Raw genomic sequence first — 5,267 nt, 5'->3', positions numbered from 1 at the left:
TATTTGCTTACGCCTGCTCCCGCCGCAGGTAATCGAACAACAACCGGCTCACCGGCGACAACTGCGCTTCATCACGCACCACCAGGATCAGGCTGCGATCCGACCAGGCATCCGTCAGCGGCACCGCGTGCAAACCCAACGCCCGGCCAAACAATTCATAGGCCTTTTGCGGCAGGATGCCGATGCCCATGTTGGCCTGGACCATTCGGCACATGGCATCAAAACCCGGCACATGGATCCGCAGGCGCAGCACCTTGCCCGCCTCCCGTGCCGCCGCGTGGGTGCGCATGTTGATCGAGCTGGCGGAATGCAGCCCCACGTAGTCGCTGTCCAGCGTCTCGGCGAACGCCAGTGTCTTGCGCGAGGCCAACGGGTGATCCGCCGGCATCAGCACTACCAGTTTGTCCCGGCGATAGGTCACGCCGGGCAGGCCTTTGGTGTCGGTGTCGCTGGAGCAGATACCCAGGTCCGCCACCCCATCGATCACGCCCTGGACCACGCCATTGCTGGGCCGCTCTTCCAGGTCAGCTTTGACCTGCGGGTGCAGCGCGGAAAAGTCGCGCAAGTCTTCCGGCAGGAACTGAATGATCGCCGAGAGATTCGCCAGCATCCGCACATAGCCGCGCACGCCGTGGCTGTGTTCGCCCAGTTCCAGGCCCATTTTCTCGACGTTGAACAGCATCTGCCGCGCATGGTGCAGCAAGGTCTCGCCGGCGGCCGTGAGCTGCATGCCCTTGGCCTGGCGCACAAACAGGCTCACGCCCAGCACCTGTTCCAACTCCATCAAACGCTTGCTGGCCGCCGAGACCGCGATGGCTTCACGGGCCGCAGCGCGGGTCAGCGTGCCTTCTTCATGCACCGCCACAAACAACTGCAGCGTGATCAGATCAAGGCGACGAACCAGGCTTTTGTGCAGCATCTAGGCGCGCTCGGTGGCCAGGCGATTGATATCGGCCTGCTCCACCACCGGCAGAGGTGCGCCGTGCCGGACGGCCGAGAGCATCGCGCGACCAACGGTTTCCGTACTCACTACCCACGCCGGCCGCACATGGCGCAGCAGCGACAACAACGGGCCGACCACGGTGTAGATGGACTGGTAGAGCGGGGTTTTCGAACGCACACCGTGCAACGGCTGGATCACCCCGGGACGGAACAGGTACACCGCCTTGAACGGCAGGCGCAGCAACGCATTCTCGGTCTTGCCCTTGATCCGCGCCCACATGGTTTTGCCGGTTTCGCTGCTGTCAGTCCCGGCGCCGGACACGTAGATGAAGGTCATTTGCGGATTGAGCCGGGCCAGGGTGCTGGCGGCCACCAGGGTCAGGTCGTAGGTCAAATGGGTGTACTTGACCTCGTCCATGCCCACCGAAGAAACACCCAGGCAAAAGAAGCAGGCATCGAAACCTTGCAGCAGATGCTCCAGCGGCTGGAAATCGAACATGTCGGCATGCAGCACCTGGTGCAGCTTGCCGTGTTCCTGGGCCAGTGCGGTACGGCCTACGGCGACCACTTCCTGCACGTCACCGGCCAGCAGGCACTCGCGCAACACGCCCTGGCCGACCATGCCGGTGGCGCCGAATAATAGAACTCTCATAAGGTTGGTTCCTAAGCGACAAGCGGTTAGCTTCAGGCTGCCAGCTAGAGACAAACACACTAGCAGCTTGTAGCTTGCGGCTTGCAGCTTACTGCTCAACAGGATCTTTTGCCCCTTGAAAAGCACCACCACCCTCGCCATCGCCTGCAGCGCGGCCTTTCTGTCCCAGGTTGGCATCAGCAGCTATCTGCCTGCCGTGCCGGCAATTGCCTTGTCATTGACCGCCGCAGAGGATCAGGTAGCACTGGCCCTGGCGGTGTATTTGATCGGCATGGCGTTGCCGATGTTGGCCTGGGGCAGCCTCGGTGAGCGGCTGGGCAGAAAGCCGGTGTTGCTGGCGGCGTTGGCGCTGTATGCGCTGGCCAGTGCAGCGATTCCGTCCGCCTACAGCCTCGAATCGTTCCTCGGCCTGCGGCTGGTTCAAGGCCTCGGCGCGGGCGGCGTGTCGGTGATGGCGCGGGTGTTGGTTCGCGACAGTTTCAGCGGTGCCCTGTTGGCCAAAGGCTTGTCGTGGCTGGGGATGACGTTCGTGATCGCCTTGGGCATCGGGCAGTTTGTGGGCTCGCTGTTGCAGGTGGCGTTTGGCTGGGAGGCGATCTTTTATGGGCTGTCGGTGGCGGCTGTCGGCTTGATGATAGCGCTGCAACGGGTGGTGTTTCCGAGATTGGAAAACGCCTCTGGACACGCCTCGGCCTGGCGCATCTACGGCACGATCCTGCGCCATCCGGCGTTCCTGCGGCCTGCATTGGCGGGCGGTTTGGGTTACGGGGTGATCATCGCGTTCAACACCTGCGCACCGTTGATTTTGCAGGGCCATTTCGAGTGGAGCGCTGCGCAATATGGCTGGCTCGGCTGGCCGATCAGCGGGGCGTATCTGGCGGGGGCGTTGATGGTCAATCGCCTCGTCGCCCGCACCGGGCGCCTGTCGATGATGAGTTGGGGCGTGGCGTTGGTGATGTGCGGCAGCGCGACGATGTTGCTGGGCAGCCTGTTCGCCAATGGGCTGGCGATCCTGCTGTGGCTGCCGTATTGCCTGGCGGTGTTCGGGCAGTCGATGAGTTATCCCATCAGCCTGTCGCTGGCCAATGATGAATCACCGGTGAGCGGCTCCTACGCCATGGCCTTGAGCGGTTTCATGCATCAGTTGATGGCGGCGGCGATCGGCGGGGTGGCCAGCCTGTTGGCGAGTCAGCAGGCCTGGCCGTTGGCGGTGTTATGCGTGGCGCTGGCGGGCGGCGCACTGCTGTGCGTCGCCATGGCCAGGGCTGATCAGAACGCGCTGCGAAAGATCTCTTCAATCTGACGCTGATCCGCGCGCCGTGGGTTGGTCAGGCCGCAAGCGTCCTTCAGGGCGTTGGACGCCAGCAGCGGGATGTCCTGCAACTTGGCGCCCAACTCCCGCAGCCCGGCAGGAATTTCCACGTCCTGGGACAGGCTGCGAATCGCCGCGATGGCCGCCTGGGCGCCCTCTTCCACTGAGGTACCTTTGATGTCTGCGCCAAGGGCCCGTGCCACATGGCTCAGGCGCTCGGCACTGACGCTGGCGTTGAAGCTTTGCACGTGGGGCAACAGCACCGCATTGCACACGCCGTGGGGCAAGTCATACAGCCCGCCCAACTGGTGCGCCATGGCGTGCACGAACCCCAGGGACGCGTTGTTGAAGGCCATGCCGGCGAGGAACTGCGCATACGCCATGTTCTCCCGGGCGGCCATGTCTTGGCCGTCGCGCACCGCAATCCGCAGGTTGGCGCTGATCAGTTCGATGGCCTTGATCGCACAGGCGTCGGTGATCGGATTGGCGGCGGTGGACACGTAGGCTTCGATTGCGTGGGTCAGCGCATCCATGCCGGTGGCGGCGGTCAGGCCCTTGGGCATGCCGACCATCAGCGCCGGGTCGTTGACCGACAGCAGCGGCGTAACGTTGCGGTCGACGATAGCCATTTTCACGTGACGGGTTTCGTCGGTGATGATGCAGAAGCGGGTCATTTCGCTGGCAGTGCCGGCGGTGGTGTTGATGGCCACCAGCGGCAGTTGCGGTTTGGCCGACTGGTCGACGCCTTCGTAGTCTCCGATGTGCCCGCCGTTGGTCGCACACAGGGCAATGCCTTTGGCGCAGTCATGGGGCGAGCCGCCGCCCAGGGAGACCACGAAATCGCAGGCACTCTGTTGCAGCAGCGCCAGGCCTTTTTCGACGTTCTCGACATTCGGGTTGGGCTTGGCGCCGTCGTAGACCACCGAGTCGATGTCCTGCATCGCGAGTTTCTCGGCGATCATGCTGGCGACACCTGCCTTGGCCATCCCGGCGTCAGTGACGATCAGCGCCTTGCGAAAGCCATAGTTGCGAATCGCGATCATGGCTTCGTCGAGGCAGTCGATGCCCATGATGTTGACGGATGGAATGAAGAAGGTGCTGCTCATGGTGGCTAATCCTCGAAAGTCGTTATGCCTACAGCATCGACCTCGATTGCCTGCGGCATCTTGACCAGGATCAACGCCCGCTCGTGATAAAGTCACCGCCCAGCCGATTTTGAGTAGACACGCCGCAATGAAGGATTCCCAGGATTTTGACGCCCACCTTGAAGACTGGAACGCCTTGCGCAGCAGTACCGCCTTCAGCGGGATCCTGATCGGCAACGGCGCCAGCCGCGCAGTGTGGGAAGACTTTGCCTACGACTCACTGTTCGAAAACGCCCGCGCCGTGGAAGAAAAACCTCTGAGCCAGTCCGAACTCAGCGTGTTTGACGCGATGCAGACCCGCAGTTTCGAACAGGTGCTGGGCGCGCTGAAAACCACCAGCCGGGTCAACAAGGCCTTGGCGGTCAGCTCAGCGGCGCCACGTAATCGCTACTACGCGATCAAGGAAGCGCTGATCAATACGATCCACAGCGTGCATATTCCGTGGCGCCTGGTGCAGCCTTCGACGCTGGCGACGATTCATCAGGAGTTGGCGAGTTATCCGACGGTTTTCACCAGCAATTACGACTTGCTCAACTACTGGGCGATCCTGCAGGCGCCGGGCATCGATGATCTGTTTCGCAGCGCGGATGCGAGCTTTGACCTGCGTAATACCGCCACCGACAGCACGCGCATTTTGTATTTGCATGGTGGTTTGCACCTGGTGCGTAACCTTGACGGTACGGCGCGTAAATTGCCGACCACTGACAGCACGTTGCTTAGCAGTTTTGCGATCAACAATACGATCAAGACGCTGGATGATGTGCCGTTGTTTGTCAGCGAGGGGAAGGTTGAGGAGAAGCTGAAGACTATTCGCAGTTCTGACTATTTGTCGTTCTGTTATGAGCAGTTGTTGAGCCATGAGGGCGCGCTTTGCATTTTCGGGCATCACCTCGGCGCGCAGGATGTGCATCTGGTGCAGGCGATTCGGCAGGCGAAGATCAAGACGTTGGCGATTTCGGTGTTTGGGCGCAGTGCGGGGTTTATTCAGCAGCAGAAGCGGCGTTTTGCGGAGTTGTTTGAAGGGGTGGATGTGGAGTTGCGGTTTTTTGATGCGCGTAGTCATGCGCTTGGGGATTCGGGGCTTTCGGTGCCCGTGGAGCGGTGATGGGGGTGGGGGTGGGGTGTACATATCCGTTGCTGCGGTAACGGCTACTTAGGGTTCCGCTCTTACAGCGGGTCACTTTTTTACAAACGCCTAAAAAAGTAACCAAAAAAC

Annotated in this window: 5 protein-coding genes; 2 read left to right on the top strand and 3 right to left on the bottom strand. The window is 61.5% G+C overall.

Annotated elements, in window-relative coordinates:
- Positions 1–7 precede the first annotated feature (7 nt).
- Both SNL23_RS23240 and SNL23_RS23235 read right to left on the bottom strand, forming a co-directional pair.
- A complete protein-coding gene (locus SNL23_RS23240) occupies positions 8–919 on the bottom strand; it encodes a LysR substrate-binding domain-containing protein (protein ID WP_102604146.1) in 912 nt (303 codons plus the stop codon).
- Entirely contained in the window at positions 920–1,594 is a 675-nt protein-coding gene (locus SNL23_RS23235; RefSeq protein ID WP_076015976.1) for an NAD(P)H-binding protein, read from the bottom strand.
- Positions 1,595–1,709: 115 nt separating this feature from the next.
- Here SNL23_RS23235 and SNL23_RS23230 point away from each other — a divergent pair, with 115 nt between their 5' ends.
- Complete coding sequence (locus tag SNL23_RS23230) at positions 1,710–2,897, top strand: MFS transporter (RefSeq protein WP_318303682.1); 1,188 nt, start codon at positions 1,710–1,712, stop codon at positions 2,895–2,897.
- Here SNL23_RS23230 and yiaY read toward each other — a convergent pair.
- Entirely contained in the window at positions 2,864–4,012 is a 1,149-nt protein-coding gene (yiaY, locus tag SNL23_RS23225; RefSeq protein WP_076015978.1) for an L-threonine dehydrogenase, read from the bottom strand. The two genes, SNL23_RS23230 and yiaY, sit on opposite strands and share 34 nt — an antisense overlap.
- 127 nt (positions 4,013–4,139) lie before the next feature.
- Here yiaY and SNL23_RS23220 point away from each other — a divergent pair, with 127 nt between their 5' ends.
- Positions 4,140–5,156: a DUF4917 family protein gene (locus SNL23_RS23220; protein WP_076015979.1), complete on the top strand. Its 1,017-nt coding sequence runs from the start codon at positions 4,140–4,142 to the stop codon at positions 5,154–5,156.
- Positions 5,157–5,267 lie beyond the last annotated feature (111 nt).

This window comes from Pseudomonas sp. SED1, from assembly GCF_034044025.1.
In the GTDB taxonomy this organism is placed as follows: Bacteria; Pseudomonadota; Gammaproteobacteria; order Pseudomonadales; family Pseudomonadaceae; genus Aquipseudomonas.
This window is presented reverse-complemented; position numbering and strand designations above follow the sequence as displayed.